This is a genomic window from Streptomyces sp. NRRL S-244 (assembly GCF_000717915.1).
In the GTDB taxonomy this organism is placed as follows: domain Bacteria; phylum Actinomycetota; class Actinomycetes; order Streptomycetales; family Streptomycetaceae; genus Streptomyces.
Map to the genome: position 1 here is coordinate 365,838 of NZ_JOCX01000002.1, position 17,682 is coordinate 383,519.

The window sequence follows — 17,682 nt, forward strand, 5'->3', positions numbered from 1 at the left end:
GCAGCCCCTCGCGCGCAGGCTACTCCCTGGCGCGGGCGGCCAGACCGAGCGCGTAGTCCGGCCACCACCGGCCGGCCGCCGGACCGCCGCGGCAGGGCCCGTCGGACTCGCCGGGTCGCTTGATCCAGAGGTACGCGTCGACGAGCGGGTCACCCGTCCTGTCGGTCGGCGCGATCCCGAGGGCGCGGCCGGGCGGGTTGCACCAGGTCTCGTGGCCGCCGCCCGGGAGCGGGCCCTCGCCGTTGCGGCTGGTGTCGACGACGAAGTGCTTGCCGTGGGCGGCAGCGGAGATGCGGGCGCCGTACTCCCGGCCCGCCGCGTCGGGCTGGAAGTTGGAGACGTTGAGGGAGAAGCCGTCGGCCTGGCCGAGCCCGGCTTTGTAGAGGGGTTCGACGAGGTTCATCGGGTCCGGGATCCAGGCCGGATTGCCGGCGTCCAGGTAGACCTTCGTGTTCCGGTTCTTCTTCAGCCGGGTGACGGCCTCGGAGAGGAGCCGGAAGCGCTCCTCGTGGTGGGCGGGCCGGGTGCAGCCGTCCACGATGTGCGGGACGGCGTCCGGCTCCAGCACCACCACCGCCCTGGCGTCGCCGATGGCGTCGGCGAAGGCCCCGATCCAGTTGCGGTACGCGGTGGCGCTCGTGGCCCCGCCGGCCGAGTGCCGGCCGCAGTCGCGGTACGGGATGTTGTACGCGGTGAGCACCAGGACCCGGCCCGCCGCCTTGGCGCCCTTCGCGGCCCGGCGGATCGCGGGTCCGGGGTCGTCGCCCGGTCCCCACAGGGCCATGGGCCGTTCCGAGATCCGGCGCAGCAGCTGGGCGTCGCTGTTGCGGCCCTGCGCCTCCCAGGCGGCGACCTGCCGGGCCGCGTCGCTGTCCGGGTCCACCCAGTACGGGGATCCGGCGGGCGCGGCCCGCGCCGAGGCCTCGGGCGGCGCCTCCGCGGGCGCGCGCGACGGGGCGGACTCCTCGCTCCCGCAGCCGGGTGCCGCGGCGAGCAGCAGGGCCAGGCCGAGCGCGGCGGCGAGGGCTCTGGGGCGGGGGAGGGGGCGCGGACGGCGCCGGGATCGGGATCGGGATCGGCCTGGCATCCGGGTTCCTCGGGACGAAGGGGTCGGTGCGCGGAATTGCGGAATCGCAGACCGGCATATCGTGACATGACGGTCAGTCACCCCCGCCCCGCGACACCGCACGCCGCCTACGTCCGGGGCGCACCGCCCGTCGTCAGGGCGATGGCGAGCGGGGTGCGCTCGTAGAGGATCCGGTGGCCGTGCCGGGCCGAGATCAGCAGGCCCGCGCCGTGCAGGGCCTTCAGGTGCGCCGAGACCGTGGCCGGGGCGAGGCCGAGCCGGTGGGCCAGCTCCGTCGTGGAGGCCGGCTCGTCGAGCGCGCACAGCACGTCGGCCCGGCCGCGGCCCAGCAGCCGCGCCAGCGCCCGCGGGGGCGGACCCGCCGACGCCGTCCACAGGGCGCCGATGCCCCGCGCCGGGTACACCAGCGTCGGCTGCCAGGGCGGGTCGTACCCGCCGACCACCTCCGGCCACACGAACGCGCTCGGCATGAGGAGCAGGCCCTGCCCGTCCAGGGAGCGGTCGTGGTGGTTCGCGCGGTCGATGGTGAGCGTCCCGTCCGACCACCGCAGGTCCGGGTGGAGGCCGTCGAACAGCGCCTCCAGCCCGCCCGCCCCCAGCCGCCGCGAGTGGAACAGGACGTCGGCCTCCAGCAGGGCCCGCAGCCGCGGCCAGTGCGGGGCGACCAGCGCGGCCCAGGCCTGCTCGTAGAGGTCGGCCAGCTCCCGTACGGCGCGGGCCGGGTCGGCGAGCATCCGCCGCCCGAGGTCGCTCTCGGCGGCGCCCGGGGTGCAGACGAGGGAGCGCCGCAGGTCCTCCCGTACGGCCTGCGGATCGGCGGCCGCGGACCGGACCCGCGCCAGCTCCTCCTCGAAGGTGACGGAGGGTCCGACCGGCGGCGGGCTCAGGAAGTCCGGGTTGTGGCCGGCCCACGGCATCAGCAGCCACAGCGGCCGCAGGTCCAGCCCGTCGGCGGCCGCCCTGACCTGCCGGAGCCAGGGCAGGTGGTACGCCTGCCGCCCCGGCCGCAGCAGGGTCCGCACCGCCTCCTGCGTCTCCCAGCGGGGCGATATGGAGAACCGGCAGCGCAGCAGGTCGCCGGCCCCGAACCGGAAGTGGAACGCCATGCCTCTCCCTGCCTCGCCCTGTGCGGTGGCAGTGATTCGGCATGTGGCGAATCACTGCCGCACCCCCACCGTAGTCCCGCAGGGTCGCCGTATGTCCACCACCGTCAACGAGGCCGCCGGCGGATACCGCTCCGTCTTCCGGGTCCGGGAGTTCCGGCCCGTGTTCGCCGCCCACCTGCTGTCCGTCCTCGGCATCGTCATCGCCGAGATCGCCCTCACGGTCCTCGTGTTCCGCGCCACCGGCTCGCCCCTGATGAGCGCGCTCACGTTCGCCCTCGGCTTCCTCCCGTACGTCCTCGGCGGGACCCTCCTCGCCGGGATCGCCGACCGCAGGCCCGCCCGCCGGGTCCTCGTCGGCTGCGACCTCGTCTGCGCCGCCTGCGCGGCGGCCATGGTCCTGCCCGGCACCCCCGTCGCCGGGCTGCTCGTCCTGCGCTGCGCCATGGCGTTCGTCGCCCCCCTCTTCCAGGGCACGCGCAACGCCTCCCTCGCCGACGTCCTCGGCCCCGGCGACGCCTACGTCCTCGGCCGCTCCCTGATCCGCATGGTCGCCCAGAGCGCCCAGCTCATCGGCTTCGGCCTCGGCGGGCTGCTGCTCACCGTCCTCGCCCCGCGCGCGGCCATCGCGCTGACCGCCGCCGGATTCCTGAGCTCGGCCCTGCTGCTGCGCTTCGGCACGGTGGCGCGGCCGGCCCGGGCCGCCGCCGGGCGCACCTCCCCGCTCGCCGGGCTGCGCGCCGTCCTGGGCGAGCGCCGCCTGCGCGCCCTGACGCTGCTGTTCTGGCTGCCGCCCGTCTTCGTCATCGCCCCCGAGGCGCTGCTCGTCCCGTACGCCGACGGCATCGGCGCCGGCACCGCCGCCCTGGGAGTGATGATGTGCGCGCTGCCCGTCGGCACCATCGCGGGTGAACTGTGGGCCGGCTCGGTGCTCGGCCCGCGGGCCCGCTCCCGGCTCGTGGCCCCGCTCGCGGCCGCCTGCCTGCTGCCGCTGCTCGTCTACGCCTTCCGGCCCGGGGTGACGGCCGTACTGGCCGCCCTGCTGCTGGCGGGCCTGGCGCACGCGTACACCCTCGGCCTCGACCAGTGGTACGTCGACGCCGTCCCGGACGCGCTGCGCGGCCGGGCGATGACCCTGCTGAGCACCGGGCTGATGACCCTCCAGGGCGTCGGCATGGCCCTGGCCGGGCTGGCCGCCGAGTTCCTGCCGGCGCACGTGGTCGTCGCGGGCGCGGCCGTACTCGGCACGGCGGTGGTGCTGCTCCTCCTCGCCGAACTGCGCGCCGCGGGCCGTCGGGACGGCCGACCGAAGAATGAGACGGGGCCCGCCGCCAAATGACCGCCCGGTAGGGTCGGGTGCGTGTCCAAGCCGCTCAGCCTGCCCTTCGACCCCATCGCCCGCGCCGACGAGCTCTGGCAGCGCCGCTGGGGGCCGGTGCCCTCGATGGCCGCCATCACCTCGATCATGCGCGCGCACCAGATCCTGCTCGGCGAGGTCGACGCGGTGGTCAAGCCGTACGGGCTGACCTTCGCGCGGTACGAGGCGCTGGTGCTGCTCACCTTCTCCAAGGCCGGCGAACTGCCGATGTCGAAGATCGGCGAGCGGCTGATGGTCCACCCGACGTCGGTGACGAACACGGTGGACCGGCTGGTGCGGTCCGGGCTGGTGGCCAAGCGGCCCAACCCGAACGACGGCCGCGGCACGCTCGCGTCCATCACGGACAAGGGCCGCGAGGTCGTCGAGGCGGCGACGAAGGACCTGATGGCGGTCGACTTCGGGCTCCGCGCGTACGACGCCGAGGAGTGCCAGGAGATCTTCGCGCTCCTGCGTCCCCTGCGGGTCGCCGCGGCGGACTTCGAGGAGTAGAGGAGCCGCGGACCGCGCTCGCCGGGCCCCCGTCAAGATCGAGCAAAACGGACGGTTAGGCTCATCGGCATGAAGAAGAGCGTGCTGACCCGCTACCGGGTCATGGCCTATCTGACCGCGGTCATGCTGTTGATCCTCTGCACCTGCATGGTTTTCAAGTACGGCTTCGACACCGGCGCCGACCTGACCCTCGCGGTCTCGCAGGTGCACGGCGTGCTGTTCATGATCTACCTGGTGTTCGCCTTCGACCTGGGCTCCAAGGCCAGGTGGCCGTTCCCGAAGCTGCTCTGGGTGCTGGTCTCCGGCACGATCCCGCTGGCCGCCTTCTTCGTCGAGCGCAAGGTCCGCGCCGAGGTCGAGCCGCTCGTCGAGGGCGCTCCGGTCACCGCCGGGGCCTAGAGCGCCGCCGGCATACCGGCACCCCGGGGATACTCCCCGGGGTTTCCCATCGACATTTACTAGGACGTCCTAGTAAATTCATGGGTATGGACGCTGACGCCATCGAGGAGGGCCGCCGCCGCTGGCAGGCCCGCTATGACAAGGCCCGCAAGCGCGAGGCCGATTTCACCACGCTCTCCGGGGATGACGTCGATCCCGTCTACGGGCCCCGCCCCGGCGACGCCTACGAGGGATTCGAGCGCATCGGCTGGCCGGGGGAGTACCCGTACACCCGCGGCCTGCACGCCACCGGATACCGGGGCCGGACCTGGACCATCCGCCAGTTCGCCGGGTTCGGCAACGCCGAGCAGACCAACGAGCGCTACAAGATGATCCTGGCCGCCGGCGGCGGCGGGCTCTCCGTGGCCTTCGACATGCCGACCCTCATGGGGCGCGACTCCGACGACCCCCGCTCGCTCGGCGAGGTCGGCCACTGCGGGGTCGCCATAGACTCCGCCGCCGACATGGAGGTCCTCTTCCAGGACATCCCGCTGGGCGACGTGACCACCTCCATGACGATCTCGGGCCCGGCCGTGCCCGCCTTCTGCATGTACCTGGTCGCCGCCGAACGGCAGGGCGTGGACCCGGCCGTGCTCAACGGCACGCTCCAGACCGACATCTTCAAGGAGTACATCGCCCAGAAGGAGTGGCTCTTCGAACCCGAGCCGCACCTGCGCCTCATCGGCGACCTCATGGAGTACTGCGCGAAGGGCATCCCGGCGTACAAGCCGCTGTCCGTCTCCGGCTACCACATCCGCGAGGCCGGGGCGACGGCCGCGCAGGAGCTGGCGTACACCCTCGCCGACGGCTTCGGGTACGTGGAGCTGGGCCTGTCCCGCGGTCTGGACGTGGACCACTTCGCCTCCGGCCTCTCCTTCTTCTTCGACGCGCACCTCGACTTCTTCGAGGAGATCGCCAAGTTCCGCGCCGCCCGCCGGATCTGGGCGCGCTGGATGAAGGAGGTGTACGGGGCGCAGAGCGAGAAGTCGATGTGGCTGCGCTTCCACACCCAGACGGCCGGCGTCTCGCTGACCGCGCAGCAGCCGTACAACAACGTCGTGCGCACCGCCGTCGAGGCCCTCGCGGCCGTCCTCGGCGGCACCAACTCGCTGCACACCAACGCCCTCGACGAGACCCTCGCGCTGCCCAGCGAGCAGGCGGCCGAGATCGCCCTGCGCACGCAGCAGGTGCTGATGGAGGAGACCGGGGTGGCCAACGTGGCCGACCCGCTGGGCGGTTCCTGGTACGTGGAGCAGCTCACCGACCGCATCGAGGCCGACGCCGAGAAGATCTTCGACCAGATCAAGGAGCGCGGCCTGCGCGCCCACCCGGACGGGCAGCACCCGATCGGGCCGATCACCTCGGGCATCCTGCGCGGCATCGAGGACGGCTGGTTCACCGGGGAGATCGCCGAGTCGGCGTTCCAGTACCAGCGCTCGCTGGAGAAGGGCGACAAGCGGGTCGTCGGCGTCAACGTGCACCACGGGTCGGTGACCGGGGACCTGGAGATCCTGCGCGTCAGCCACGAGGTGGAGCGCGTACAGGTGGAGCACCTGGCGGCGCGCAAGGCGCGGCGCGACGACGCGAAGGTGAAGTCCTCGCTGGACGCGATGCTGGCCGCCGCCCGCGACGGGTCGAACATGATCCCGGCGATGCTGGACGCGGTGCGCGCCGAGGCCACGCTCGGGGAGATCTGCAACGTGCTGCGGGACGAGTGGGGCACGTACACGGAGCCGCCGGGCTTCTGAGCCCCGCCCGTGCGGTGGAAGGCCGGTCGTGGGCGCCCCTTTCAGGGGCCGCCGCGGCCGGCCTTCGCCGTGCCGGGCGCGAGGGGTGTCAGGCGTGGGCCGGGCCCCGGAGGCCGTGCATCAGCAGGGCCGTGAAGGTGGACACCCAGAGCTCGTCCACCGGCTCCGAGCTGACCAGCGCCCGGTGCACCACCGTGCCGGCGATCACGTCGAAGATCAGGTCCGTGGTGCGGCCGGCGAGGGTCTCGTCCTCCTCGTACGGGAGTTCGCCGCGGGCCTGGGCCCGTTCGCGCCCCAGTACGACGAGACGTTTCTGCCGGTCCACGATCGCCGACCGGATCCGGTCGCGCAGCGCCTCGTCCCGGGTGGACTCGGCGACGACCGCCATCAGGGCCGTACGGGCCTCCGGCCGCCGCAGCAGCGCCGCGAACTGGAGGACCACGTCCTCTATATCGGCTTCGAGGGAGCCGCGGTCGGGGAGTTCGAGGGAGTCGAAGAGCTCCGCGACGGCATCCACGACCAGCTCGTTCTTGCTGGCCCAGCGGCGGTAGAGGGTGGTCTTGGCGACCCCGGCCCGGGACGAGACGTCGCCCATCGTCAGCTTCGACCAGCCCAGATCGACCAGCGCGTCCCGCGTCGCGGCGAGGATCGCGGCGTCCGCGGCGGCGCTGCGGGGGCGGCCGGTGCGTCCGGTCGGGGAGCTGGGGTTGCGCATGGCCGAGACCATACCCGCCGGTAGCCAAGGCGGCGGGTCCCGAAATGCTGTGCTTCAGATCACGGGGCGCGAAGGGGCGCGGGGAGTTACGCTACGGCTCGTAGCGTAAGAGCGACGACCACGCGAAGAGCTACCGGCGCCAGGTGGGGACCCGGCGCCAACAACGCACCACCGAGGGTACTCAAGAAGGCATTTCGGCCGATCTTTTTCGTCGGCGCGCGCACACGGGGGAGGATGTACGCATGCAGCCCAGAAACATGTCCATGAGCGGCGTCGTCGACCTCGCCGCTGTGAAGGCGGCCGGCGAGGCCAAGGCGAAGGCCGAGCAGGCCCGTGCCGAAGCGGCCCGGCAGGCCGCCCAGGGCGGCGCGCCCGCCTCCGCGGGTACCGTGCCGCCGTCCGCGCTCGTGATCGACGTCGACGAGGCCGGCTTCGAACGCGACGTCCTCCAGCTCTCCGCCGAGGTCCCGGTCATCCTGGACTTCTGGGCCGAGTGGTGCGAGCCGTGCAAGCAGCTCAGCCCGCTGCTGGAGCGCCTGACCGTCGAGGCGAACGGCCGCCTCCTGCTGGCCAAGGTCGACGTCGACTCCAACCAGATGCTGATGCAGCAGTTCGGCATCCAGGGCATCCCGGCCGTGTTCGCCGTGGTCGCGGGCCAGGTGCTGCCGCTGTTCCAGGGCGTGGCGCCCGAGCAGGAGATCCGCGCGACCCTCGCGCAGCTGGTCCAGGTCGCCGAGGAGCGGTTCGGGATCATCGGCATCGAGGTGGACCCGAACGCCGGGGGCGGCCCCGCGGGCGCCCCGGCCGCAGGTGAGGAGCAGGACCCGGCGGGCCCGTACGACGCGCTGCTGGAAGCGGCCGTCGTCGCGCTGGACGCCGGTGACCTGGGCGGCGCGGTGCAGGCGTACAAGAACGTACTGGCGGACGACCCGGCGAACACCGAGGCCAGGCTGGGCCTGGCCCAGGCCGAGCTGCTCGCCCGGGTCAGGGACATGAACCCGCAGGCGGTGCGCGCGGCGGCGGCCGAGGACCCGAAGGACCCGGCGGCCCAGATCGCCGCGGCGGACCTGGACCTGGTCGGCGGTCACGTGGAGGACGCCTTCGGGCGCCTGGTGGACACGGTCCGGGTGACGGCCGGCGCGGACCGGGACGCGGTGCGGGTCCGGCTGCTGGAGCTGTTCGAGGTCATCGGGGCGGACGACCCCCGGGTGGCGGCGGCCCGTACGGCGCTCGCGCGGGTGCTGTTCTAGCCGCCGACGATTTATTGACAGATGGAGAAACAGCGGCTGCGCTTTACCAAAACTTGGTAATCGCAGCTGCTGTTACTCGCAGTAAGTGGAACCCCGTGAACTGTCCGGTGTGTCCATGAATCCTCCACTCTGTCGTGGCCTTCGGTGACACCCAGCGTCGTCACCCGATGGCACCGGGTCGATCCCCGGTTATCTTGCCGTTACCCGCCAGTAACGAACCCCCTTGTGCCCCGGCCTGGAATGGACCACGATCGGCGACGCTCGGTCCTTCCCGCAGCCCCGCTCATCCGGAGCCGCGGCGGAGGGTCCCCACCGGGCCGGCCGGTGCCAGGGGTGCCGGCTGCTGGACAGGGGGGTCTTCGCCGCACCGGCGGAGCCTGTCCTCCTGGTTGCGCGAACGCGTGACCCAGTGGTTGTCGCTCGGGGGTGAACGCCGGTGTGTCGGACGCGGCTGTGCCGCGGCTCGGTCGCCTGCGCTCCTTCCCGAGGACGTAGCACTTCTCCCATCCCAGGACGGGTACGGCCCGGACCGGAGATGTACGTCCGAGAAGGAGGAACGAATAATGAGTTCTCAGGTTCGTGGCGGGACCAGATGGAAGCGCTTCGCGCTCGTCATGGTGCCGAGCATCGCGGCCACCGCCGCGGTCGGTGTGGGTCTGGCGCAGGGTGCCCTCGCGGCGTCCTTCAGCGTCTCCGGCCAGGACTTCAAGGTCTCGGCCGACAAGCTCGACGGTGACGACCTGCTCCAGTACGGCAGCGTCGCCAAGGGCAAGGGCCTGGACGGCAAGGACGCGGCGCACCCGGTCACCATCTCCGGGTTCCGCCACGCCGAGATCACCAACATGTGCCAGTCGCTGGTGACCCCGATTCCCGGCCTCGGCAACATCACGATGCAGCTGCGCACGGGCAACAAGGGCAAGCCGGCCGTCGCGGACAACATCTACCTGGATGTCGCCGAGCTCGACACCGACGCCACGTTCACCGACCTGGACATCGGTGTCGCGGTCGGCGCCGCGGCCGACGACAAGCACCCCACCGCGCCGCAGGCCGGCACGGTGGCCAACGGCGCCCTGTTCTCGCAGCGCGCCAAGAAGGCCGTGCTGACGAACGTGCGTCAGAAGGCCTGGGCGACGACGGCGGGCACCTTCACGCTGCCCGACCTCAAGCTGCGCCTGCTCAGCGGCGACCAGCCGTGCTACCAGGACGAGAAGTAGTCCGTCCCGGGGCGTGACCGGTAGAGGCGGGTGGCGGCCGTGGCCGCCGCCCGTCCCACCGGGCTCCCCCAGTTCTCCGTACCACCGTTTCCAGGGAGCTGTTGTCCATGAACCCCCAGGCCCCGGTTCGCGCCGCAGACGACGCATGGCTCACCGCGGTGTACTACCGCTTCCGCGCCTGGAGTGGCGGCCGGCCCTTCTGGGCGGGCCTCTTCACTCTCATCGGCGGCATTCCCATCGCGTACTTCCCGTACGCGGACCTCCGGCTGGGCAACGTCACCATCGCCATGGCGACGACCGCGGGCGCGGGCTCGCTGATCATCGGCGTCCTGCTCATCACCCTCGGCCTGGCCCTCTGGTTCCAGCAGGGCATCCGGGTCTTCGCCGGAGTGGCGTCGATCCTGCTCGCCCTGGTCTCCCTGCCGGTGTCGAACCTGGGCGGCTTCTTCCTCGGCTTCCTGTTCGCCCTGGTCGGCGGAGCCCTCGCGCTCTCGTGGGCGCCGGGCAAGCCGGAGGACGCGCAGGAGGACGCGGCGGCGGCCAAGGCGGAGGCGTACGTGGACGGCCCCCTGGGAGTGCCCGGCCCCCGCGACACGGAAACGGCTTACGCGACCGAGACGACTGCCCATGCCGATGGCGGGAGGAACAGTGCGGGGTGACGAGACGCAGCGGGACGTGACCCCGAGCGCAGAGTCCCGTGAACGAAGGGGTCCGCGGCACGCCGCGCCCCGGAAGTCGCTGCTGAACAAGATCCAGATACCCGTCGGCAAGACGATGGCGCTGGCGGCCATGCCGACCGCCGTCTTCGTCGGGATGGGCATGGCGCCGAAGCTGGCGCTCGCCGACGAGGAGATCCCCTTCGCGCCCGGCCCGTGTGTGACGCGGTCCGACGAACCCGCGGAGTCGGCCTCTCCGAGCCCGTCCGCGTCGCCCTCGCCGAGTTCGTCGCCCTCCACGACCCCCTCGCCGGGCGCGTCCAAGGCAGCGAAGACACCGAAGGCTCCGCAGCCGTCCGCCAGCAAGTCGGCGGAGGCCACCACCCAGTCGAAGCAGACCGCCCCGTCGGCCCCGGCCGCCGCGCCGTCCGCGTCCAAGACGCCGAACCCGCTGGACCCCCTGGGCATCGGCGACAAGGTCAAGGGCATCGTGGACGGCATCACCACCCCGATCCTGGGCGCGCACCCGTCGGCCACCCCGACCCCGACGCCCACGCCGACCAAGCCCGCCACGACGACGCCGCCCGCGACGAAGCCCGCCCCGCAGCCGGACCCGGCCGCGGACGCGATCCGCGACGCCGCGAAGAAGGCCGGTGTCGACGTCAAGGAGCTGTCCGAGGACGTCAAGGACACCGCGAAGACGCCGAAGGACGAGACGGGCAAGGCGGCCGACGAGGACAAGTCCAAGACCGACGAGACGAAGGACGCGGACGGGAAGCAGCCCTTCCCCTGCCCGACGTACGACGCCAAGGCGCTGGCCGACGCCGAACTGGAGCCGGGCATCCCGCTCCTGCCGGACGAGCCCTGGTACCTCGACAGCTCGCTGCTGACTCTCTACGGCCTGGATTACCACGGCATAGTCGAGGTGAAAACGGCGAGCGGCAAGACGAAGAAGGTCCTGAAGTTCACGGCGGACTCGCTGGACATCAAGGACCTCTACCAGACGGTCGGCAAGACCGGGAACGTCGCCCACCTGAAGTCCCGCCCGGGCTCCACCTCCAAGATCCGCGGCGGCACGGTGACGATGTACACCGAGAGCCTCAAGGGGAACCTCTTCGGCCTGATCCCGATCGAGTTCACCCCGAACAGCCCGCCGCCCCTGAACGTCCCGTTCGCGTTCTTCTCGAACGTGAAGGTCGTCCAGGCCGGCCAGTTCGGCGGCACGCTCACGGTCCCGGGCCTGCACAACTACGTCGGCCCGCCGGAGTAGTCCCGTCCCGTAGTCCCGTACGGCACTGCGAACCCCGCACCGCGTGCGACGCACCGAGGGCGGCACCCCGGATCCCTGACAGGGACCGGGGTGCCGCCCTCGGTGTCTGTGCGGCAGAGGTGCGGCGGGCGTCAGGCCTGGGCCTGGCCGCCCAGGTGGTGGACGCGGACCATGTTGGTCGTGCCCGGGACGCCGGGGGGCGAGCCGGCGGTGATGACCATCGTGTCGCCGGCGTTGTGGCGGCCCAGCTTCAGCAGTTCGCCGTCGACCAGGTCGACCATCGCGTCGGTGGTGTCCACGTGCGGGACGATGTAGGACTCGACGCCCCAGCTCAGCGTGAGCTGGTTGCGGGTGTTGACGTCGGTGGTGAAGGCCAGGATCGGCTGGGTCACGCGGTAGCGCGACAGGCGGCGGGCCGTGTCACCGGACTGCGTGAAGGCGATGAGCGCCTTGCCGTCGAGGAAGTCCGCGATCTCGCAGGCCGCGCGGGCGACGGAGCCGCCCTGCGTACGGGGCTTCTTGCCCGGGACCAGCGGCTGCAGGCCCTTGGACAGCAGCTCCTCCTCGGCCGCCGAGACGATCTTCGACATCGTCTTGACGGTCTCGATCGGGTAAGCGCCGACCGAGGACTCGGCCGACAGCATGACCGCGTCCGCGCCGTCGAGGATCGCGTTGGCGACGTCGGACGCCTCCGCGCGGGTCGGGCGGGAGTTGGTGATCATCGACTCCATCATCTGGGTCGCGACGATCACCGGCTTGGCGTTGCGGCGGCACATCTCGATGAGCCGCTTCTGGACCATCGGGACCTTTTCGAGCGGGTACTCGACGGCCAGGTCGCCACGGGCCACCATGACCGCGTCGAAGGCGTCCACCACGGCCGCCATGTTCTCGACGGCCTGCGGCTTCTCCACCTTGGCGATGACGGGGACCCGGCGGCCCTCCTCGTCCATGACCTTGTGGACGTCCTTGACGTCGTTGGCGTCGCGGACGAAGGACAGGGCGACCATGTCGCAGCCCATCCGCAGGGCGAAGCGGAGGTCGTCGACGTCCTTCTCCGACAGTGCGGGGACGTTCACGGCGGCACCCGGCAGGTTGATGCCCTTGTGGTCCGAGATCACACCGCCCTCGATGACGATGGTCTTGACCCGCGGGCCCTCGACCTCGGTCACCCGCAGCTCGACGTTGCCGTCGTTGATCAGGATCTGGTCGCCCTGCGAGACGTCGCCCGGCAGGCCCTTGTAGGTCGTGCCGCAGATGGACTTGTCGCCCGGGACGTCCTCGGTGGTGATGGTGAACTCGTCACCGCGCACCAGCTCGACGGGGCCCTCGGCGAAGGTCTCCAGACGGATCTTGGGGCCCTGGAGGTCGGCGAGGACGCCGACCGCGCGCCCGGTGTCCTCGGAGACCTTCCGGACGCGGTCGTACCGCTCCTGGTGTTCTGCCTGGGATCCGTGGCTGAAGTTGAATCGGGCCACGTTCATACCTGCCTCGATGAGCGCTTTCAGCTGCTCATACGAGTCGACGGCGGGGCCCAGCGTGCAGACGATTTTGGAACGGCGCATGGAGCGGATCCTATCCGTTTGTTTCGTAGCGGAATATTCCGTCTGGTGGAAAGTCCAAGTGACTACTGAGTAACCAGCGCGTACGCCTGGGTGGCGATCTCCAGTTCCTCATCCGTCGGGACCACGGCCACCGCCACCCGCGCGTAGTCCGGCGACACCAGCCGCGGCTCGGAAGAGCGCACGGCATTGGCCTCCGGGTCCAGCGCGAGCCCCAGCTCCGCGAGGCCGTCGACGGCAGCTTCCCGGACCTGGTGCGCGTTCTCGCCGACCCCCGCCGTGAACGCCACCGCGTCCACCCGGCCGAGCACCGCCGAGTAGGCGCCGATGTACTTCTTCAGGCGGTGGACGTACGCCGCGAAGGCGAGCCGCGCCGACTCGTCGCCCTCGCCCGCCCGCCGCAGCACCTCGCGCATGTCGTTGTCGCCGCACAGGCCCAGCAGACCGCTCTTCTTGTTCAGGAGCGAATCGATCTCATCCACCGAGAAGCCGCCCACCCGCGCCAGGTGGAAGACGACCGCCGGATCCAGGTCGCCCGAACGGGTGCCCATGACCAGACCCTCCAGCGGGGTCAGGCCCATCGACGTCTCCACGCACACCCCGCCCCGGACCGCCGAGGCCGAGGCCCCGTTGCCCAGGTGCAGCACGATCACGTTCACGTCCTGCGCCGGCCGGCCGAGCAGGGCGGCCGTCGCCCGCGAGACGTACGCGTGGGAGGTGCCGTGGAACCCGTACCGCCGGATGGCGTACTTCTCCGCCGTCGCCGCGTCGATCGCGTACCGGGCCACGTACTCCGGCATCGTCGAGTGGAAGGCCGTGTCGAAGACCGCCACCTGCGGGATGTCCGCGCGCAGCGAGCGCGCCACCTCGATGCCGGTCACGTTCGCCGGGTTGTGCAGCGGGGCGAGGGGGATCAGGCTCCGGATCTCCGCCAGCACCTCGTCGTCGATCACCGTCGGCTGCGTGAACCGGGTCCCGCCGTGCACCACCCGGTGCCCGACGGCCGCCAGTTCGGGGGAGTCCAGGCCCAGCCCGTCGGCGGCGAGCTCCGCCGCGACGGCCCGGAGCGCGGCCTCGTGGTCCGCGATCACGCCGAGCCGCTCGCGCTTGCCGCCGACCGCGCCGGGGCCGGTGAGCGGCTCGTGCACGAGGCGCGAGGTCTCTTCGCCGATCCGTTCCACCAGGCCGACGGCGAGGCGGGCGGAGTCCGCCATGTCGAGCAGCTGGTACTTCACCGACGAGGAGCCGGAGTTGAGGACGAGTACGCGCGATGCGGTGGTCACGATGTGCGTCTTTCCTTCGGAGTGGGGGCCGGGGCCGTACGGGGGTCAGGCGGTGGGCGCCTGCGCGGGCTGAGCGCCCTGCGCCTGGATCGCGGTGATCGCCACGGTGGTGACGATGTCCTGCACCAGCGCGCCGCGCGAGAGGTCGTTGACCGGCTTGCGCAGACCCTGGAGCACCGGGCCGACCGCGACGGCGCCCGCGGAGCGCTGCACGGCCTTGTACGTGTTGTTGCCCGTGTTGAGGTCCGGGAAGATCAGCACGCTCGCGCGGCCGGCCACCTCCGACCCGGGCAGCTTGGTCGCAGCGACCGAGGGCTCGACGGCGGCGTCGTACTGGATCGGGCCCTCGATCAGCAGATCGGGGCGCTGCGCGCGGACGATCTCGGTGGCCTTGCGGACCTTGTCCACGTCGGCGCCGGTGCCCGAGGTGCCGGTCGAGTACGAGAGCATCGCGATCCGCGGCTCGACCCCGAAGGCGGCCGCGGTCGCCGCCGACTGGACGGCGATGTCGGCGAGCTGCTCGGCGCCCGGGTCCGGATTGACCGCGCAGTCCCCGTAGACGAGGACCCGGTCGGCCAGGCACATGAAGAAGACCGAGGAGACGATCGAGGCCTCGGGCTTCGTCTTGATGATCTCGAAGGCGGGCCGGATGGTCGCGGCGGTGGAGTGCACCGAGCCGGAGACCATGCCGTCGGCGAGGCCCTCCTGGACCATCAGGGTGCCGAAGTAGTTCACGTCGGTGACCACGTCGAGGGCCAGCTCGACGGTCATGCCCTTGTGGGCGCGGACCTGTGCGTAGTACTCGGCGAAACGTTCCCGCAGCGGGGAGGTCGCCGGATCGATGAGCTGCGCCGCGGAGATGTCGATGCCCAGGTCGGCGGCCTTCTTCAGGATCGCCTGCTCCTCGCCCAGCAGGGTCAGGTCGCAGACCCCGCGGCGCAGCACCACGTCCGCGGCGCGCAGCACGCGCTCCTCGGTGCCCTCGGGGAGCACCACGCGGCGGCGCTCGGCGCGGGCCCGCTCCAGCAGCTCGTGCTCGAACATCATCGGCGTGACGCGCTCGGAGCGGGCCACCGACAGCAGCCCGCGCAGTTCGGCGGTGTCCACGTGCCGCTCGAACAGGCCGAGCGCGGTCTCCAGCTTGCGCGGGGTCGCGGAGTTCAACCGGCTCTGCAACGAGAACAGTTCGGCGGCCGTCGGGAAGCTGTTGCCGGCCACCGAGACCACCGGGGTGCCCGGCGCCAGCTTCGAGGCCAGGGTCAGGATGTCCGGGCCCGGCCGCTCGTTCAGGGTCAGCAGCACGCCGGCGATCGGCGGGGTTCCCGAGGCGTGCGCGGCCAGCGCCCCGATGACCAGGTCGGCGCGGTCCCCGGGCGTGACGACCAGGCAGCCGGGCGTCAGGGCGTTCAGGAAGTTCGGCAGCATGGCTCCGCCGAAGACGAAGTCCACGGCGTCGCGGGCCAGCCCGGCGTCGTCGCCGAGGAGCACCTCGGCGCCGAGCGCCCGGGTGATCTGGGCGACGGTCGGGGCGGAGAGCGACTTGTCGTCCGGCAGCACGTAGCAGGGCACGGGCAGGCGGGCGGCCAGCCGCTCGGCTATGCCGTCCCGGTCCTCGGCGGCCACCCGGTTGACCATCATCGCGACGACGTGGCAGCCGAGGGCCTCGTACGCGCGGAAGGCGCTCTGGGCCTCGGCGCGCACCGCCTCGGCGGGGTGCTTGGTGCCGCCGACGACGGGCACCACGACGGCCCCCAGCTCGTTGGCGAGGCGGGCGTTGAGCGCCAGCTCGTCGGGGAGGTTCGTATCGGCGTAGTCGGTGCCGAGGACGAGCATGACCTCGTAGTCGCGGGCGACCCGGTGGTAGCCGTCCACCAGCCGGGACACGAGCTCGTCGGTGCCCTTCTCGGCCAGGACGGCGGAGGCCTCGCGGTACTCCATGCCGTAGGCCGTCGCGGCGTCCTGGTCGATCCGGTATCGGGCCTTCAGGAGATCGAAGAGCCGGTCCGGTCCGTCGTGGAGCAACGGCCGGTACACGCCGACCCGCGCCGTCTGGCGGGTCAGCAGCTCCATGATCCCCAGCTCGACGACCTGGCGGCCGTCCCCCCGCTCGATACCGGTCACGTACACGCTGCGCGTCACGCGTGGTCTCCGTCCCATCGTGTGGATGTCGTGGATGTAGTGGATGTGGTGGTTTTTTCCCCGTTAGGGTGGGCCTGACCTCTTGACAATACCTCGGCGGCCAGATAGGGCGCCCGCCGGGAAAGGCCTGTTCGCGGGGGTCGAAAGGCCTGGTGGGCGGAGCAGCGCAGAACGCGCCGCACCGTCGGCCCGTGGAACAATCGGACACGCTTCACCATGACGAACACGACGCCCTTCAGATGTACGGCTGTCCGCCCGCACGCGTACGGCCCGGTACGACCAGGAGCAGGAGACACAGCACGATGCGTATCGGAGTTCTCACCGCAGGCGGCGACTGCCCGGGGCTGAACGCTGTCATCCGTTCGGTCGTACACCGCGCCGTGGTCGGCCACGGCGACGAAGTCATCGGTTTCGAGGACGGCTTCAAGGGCCTCCTGGACGGCCACCACCGCCCCCTCGACATCAATGCCGTCAGCGGCATCCTGGCCCGCGGCGGCACGATTCTCGGTTCGGCCCGCATGGAGCGCGCGCGGCTGCACGAAGCCGCCGAGAACGCCCATGAATTGGCGACGCGCTACGGCATCGACGCCCTCATCCCGATCGGCGGCGAGGGCACCCTGACCGCCGCCCGGATGCTCTCGGACGCGGGGATGCCGGTCGTCGGCGTGCCGAAGACCATCGACAACGACATCTCCTCCACCGACCGGACCTTCGGCTTCGACACCGCCGTCATGGTCGCCACCGAGGCCATCGACCGCCTCAAGACCACCGCCGAATCGCACCAGCGCGTGATGGTCGTCGAGGTCATGGGCCGGCACGCGGGCTGGATCGCCCTGGAGTCCGGCATGGCCGGCGGCGCCCACGGGATCTGCCTGCCGGAGCGCCCCTTCGAGGTGGACGCCCTGGTGAAGATGGTGGAGGAACGATTCTCCCGCGGGAAGAAGTTCGCCGTCATCTGCGTCGCCGAAGGCGCGCACCCGGCCGAGGGCTCCATGCCGTACGAGAAGGGCGCCATCGACCAGTACGGCCACGAGCGCTTCGCCGGCATCGGCAACCGCCTGGCCGTCGAGCTGGAACACCGCCTCGGCAAGGAGGCCCGCCCGGTCATCCTCGGCCACGTCCAGCGCGGCGGCGTCCCCACCGCCTACGACCGCGTCCTCGCCACCCGCTTCGGCTGGCACGCGGTGGAGGCCGTCCACCGCGGCGACTTCGGCAACATGACCGCCCTGCGCGGCACCGACATCGTGATGGCCCCCCTGGCCCACGCGGTCACCGAACTGAAGACGGTCCCGGACGACCGCATGTACGAGGCCGAATCGGTCTTCTGACCCACCCGCCCCCAGGCCCTCCGCC

The 17,682-nt window shown here is 71.7% G+C and carries 15 protein-coding genes; 9 read left to right on the forward strand and 6 right to left on the reverse strand.

Annotated elements, in window-relative coordinates:
- Positions 1-19 precede the first annotated feature (19 nt).
- Both IF02_RS0103985 and IF02_RS0103990 read right to left on the reverse strand, forming a co-directional pair.
- A complete protein-coding gene (locus IF02_RS0103985) occupies positions 20-1,087 on the reverse strand; it encodes a glycoside hydrolase family 6 protein (protein WP_030153815.1) in 1,068 nt (355 codons plus the stop codon).
- Positions 1,088-1,194: 107 nt separating this feature from the next.
- Positions 1,195-2,193, reverse strand: a complete 999-nt coding sequence (locus IF02_RS0103990; RefSeq protein WP_030153816.1) for an ArsR/SmtB family transcription factor — start codon at positions 2,191-2,193, stop codon at positions 1,195-1,197.
- 91 nt (positions 2,194-2,284) lie between these two features.
- On the opposite strand from IF02_RS0103990, the gene IF02_RS0103995 reads away from it, so the two are divergent.
- The 4 genes from IF02_RS0103995 (at position 2,285) to IF02_RS0104010 (ending at position 6,243) form a co-directional block, all read left to right on the forward strand.
- Positions 2,285-3,529 carry an MFS transporter gene (locus IF02_RS0103995; protein ID WP_234318078.1) on the forward strand — a complete coding sequence of 415 codons (1,245 nt, stop codon included), beginning with the start codon at positions 2,285-2,287 and terminating at the stop codon, positions 3,527-3,529.
- Between the two features lie 21 nt (positions 3,530-3,550).
- Entirely contained in the window at positions 3,551-4,057 is a 507-nt protein-coding gene (locus IF02_RS0104000; protein ID WP_030153818.1) for a MarR family winged helix-turn-helix transcriptional regulator, read from the forward strand.
- A gap of 69 nt (positions 4,058-4,126) precedes the next feature.
- Positions 4,127-4,456: a DUF3817 domain-containing protein gene (locus tag IF02_RS0104005; RefSeq protein ID WP_030153819.1), complete on the forward strand. Its 330-nt coding sequence runs from the start codon at positions 4,127-4,129 to the stop codon at positions 4,454-4,456.
- 86 nt (positions 4,457-4,542) lie between these two features.
- Complete coding sequence (locus IF02_RS0104010; RefSeq protein ID WP_030153820.1) at positions 4,543-6,243, forward strand: acyl-CoA mutase large subunit family protein; 1,701 nt, start codon at positions 4,543-4,545, stop codon at positions 6,241-6,243.
- An 88-nt stretch (positions 6,244-6,331) separates the two neighbouring features.
- Here IF02_RS0104010 and IF02_RS0104015 read toward each other — a convergent pair whose 3' ends face one another.
- Positions 6,332-6,958, reverse strand: coding sequence for a TetR/AcrR family transcriptional regulator (locus tag IF02_RS0104015; protein ID WP_030153821.1), 627 nt, complete (start codon positions 6,956-6,958; stop codon positions 6,332-6,334).
- A 242-nt stretch (positions 6,959-7,200) separates the two neighbouring features.
- Between IF02_RS0104015 and IF02_RS0104020 the strand changes: the two genes are divergently transcribed.
- The 4 genes from IF02_RS0104020 (at position 7,201) to IF02_RS0104035 (ending at position 11,348) form a co-directional block, all read left to right on the forward strand.
- Complete coding sequence (locus IF02_RS0104020) at positions 7,201-8,208, forward strand: tetratricopeptide repeat protein (RefSeq protein WP_030153822.1); 1,008 nt, start codon at positions 7,201-7,203, stop codon at positions 8,206-8,208.
- A gap of 563 nt (positions 8,209-8,771) precedes the next feature.
- Positions 8,772-9,422, forward strand: a complete 651-nt coding sequence (locus IF02_RS0104025; protein WP_030153823.1) for a DUF6230 family protein — start codon at positions 8,772-8,774, stop codon at positions 9,420-9,422.
- Positions 9,423-9,529: 107 nt separating this feature from the next.
- Entirely contained in the window at positions 9,530-10,081 is a 552-nt protein-coding gene (locus tag IF02_RS0104030) for a DUF6114 domain-containing protein (RefSeq protein ID WP_030153824.1), read from the forward strand.
- Complete coding sequence (locus IF02_RS0104035; RefSeq protein WP_030153825.1) at positions 10,071-11,348, forward strand: hypothetical protein; 1,278 nt, start codon at positions 10,071-10,073, stop codon at positions 11,346-11,348. Before IF02_RS0104030 ends, IF02_RS0104035 begins: the two co-directional genes overlap by 11 nt.
- 131 nt (positions 11,349-11,479) lie before the next feature.
- Here IF02_RS0104035 and pyk read toward each other — a convergent pair whose 3' ends face one another.
- The 3 genes from pyk to pta all read right to left on the reverse strand — a co-directional run bounded on the left by pyk (position 11,480) and on the right by pta (position 16,329).
- Positions 11,480-12,910 (reverse strand): pyruvate kinase, encoded by a 1,431-nt coding sequence (gene pyk / locus IF02_RS0104040; RefSeq protein ID WP_030153826.1) that lies wholly within the window; start codon positions 12,908-12,910, stop codon positions 11,480-11,482.
- A gap of 62 nt (positions 12,911-12,972) precedes the next feature.
- The gene (locus IF02_RS0104045) at positions 12,973-14,190 is read right to left on the reverse strand and encodes an acetate kinase (RefSeq protein ID WP_030153827.1); all 1,218 of its coding nucleotides are present in this window, start codon (positions 14,188-14,190) and stop codon (positions 12,973-12,975) included.
- 45 nt (positions 14,191-14,235) lie between these two features.
- Positions 14,236-16,329, reverse strand: coding sequence for a phosphate acetyltransferase (gene pta / locus IF02_RS0104050; protein WP_030153828.1), 2,094 nt, complete (start codon positions 16,327-16,329; stop codon positions 14,236-14,238).
- Between the two features lie 302 nt (positions 16,330-16,631).
- Between pta and IF02_RS0104055 the strand changes: the two genes are divergently transcribed.
- Entirely contained in the window at positions 16,632-17,657 is a 1,026-nt protein-coding gene (locus IF02_RS0104055) for an ATP-dependent 6-phosphofructokinase (protein ID WP_030153829.1), read from the forward strand.
- Positions 17,658-17,682: the final 25 nt, after the last annotated feature.

Excerpts from the sequence above, each read along its gene's own strand:
- IF02_RS0103985 (WP_030153815.1), bottom strand. The coding sequence starts at position 1,087 with ATGCCAGGCCGATCCCGATCCCGATCCCGGCGCCGTCCGCGCCCCCTC.
- IF02_RS0103990 (WP_030153816.1), bottom strand. The coding sequence starts at position 2,193 with ATGGCGTTCCACTTCCGGTTCGGGGCCGGCGACCTGCTGCGCTGCCGG.
- IF02_RS0103995 (WP_234318078.1), top strand. The coding sequence starts at position 2,285 with ATGTCCACCACCGTCAACGAGGCCGCCGGCGGATACCGCTCCGTCTTC.
- IF02_RS0104005 (WP_030153819.1), top strand. The coding sequence starts at position 4,127 with ATGAAGAAGAGCGTGCTGACCCGCTACCGGGTCATGGCCTATCTGACC.
- IF02_RS0104010 (WP_030153820.1), top strand. The coding sequence starts at position 4,543 with ATGGACGCTGACGCCATCGAGGAGGGCCGCCGCCGCTGGCAGGCCCGC.
- IF02_RS0104015 (WP_030153821.1), bottom strand. The coding sequence starts at position 6,958 with ATGCGCAACCCCAGCTCCCCGACCGGACGCACCGGCCGCCCCCGCAGC.
- IF02_RS0104020 (WP_030153822.1), top strand. The coding sequence starts at position 7,201 with ATGCAGCCCAGAAACATGTCCATGAGCGGCGTCGTCGACCTCGCCGCT.
- IF02_RS0104025 (WP_030153823.1), top strand. The coding sequence starts at position 8,772 with ATGAGTTCTCAGGTTCGTGGCGGGACCAGATGGAAGCGCTTCGCGCTC.
- IF02_RS0104030 (WP_030153824.1), top strand. The coding sequence starts at position 9,530 with ATGAACCCCCAGGCCCCGGTTCGCGCCGCAGACGACGCATGGCTCACC.
- pyk (WP_030153826.1), bottom strand. The coding sequence starts at position 12,910 with ATGCGCCGTTCCAAAATCGTCTGCACGCTGGGCCCCGCCGTCGACTCG.
- IF02_RS0104055 (WP_030153829.1), top strand. The coding sequence starts at position 16,632 with ATGCGTATCGGAGTTCTCACCGCAGGCGGCGACTGCCCGGGGCTGAAC.